The following is a 328-nucleotide window of genomic DNA, read 5'->3' as shown; positions in this document are numbered from 1 at the left end:
TTGAGAAGATTTGTTAATCTATGAAACGACATCATCGAAAAAATGTATCTAGCTCAACCGCTTAATCAATCTCCTTATTTATATAATTATAGTATCTTCAAACTAAGAACCAAACATACGAGCCGAGACGTTAGCAAACATATTGCCATAAAATTATATCGGTTCGCAATTAACCTGAATATTAAAAAAAAATAAGAGTTTGGTCCTGGCAAATCCGCATTTTTAAAATGGTTTCTTGAGGCTTGTTACTTTCTCAAAATTCAGATATTTAATTAAAAAATACCTTGCCAAAGTTCTCGCTCGGACGGACTTCACTCGGACGCAACTG

The organism is Maribacter litoralis (genome assembly GCF_003075045.1).
Classification (GTDB): Bacteria; Bacteroidota; Bacteroidia; order Flavobacteriales; family Flavobacteriaceae; genus Maribacter; species Maribacter litoralis.
The sequence above is the reverse complement of the archived record's forward strand: the minus strand, read 5'-3'. Positions refer to the sequence as shown.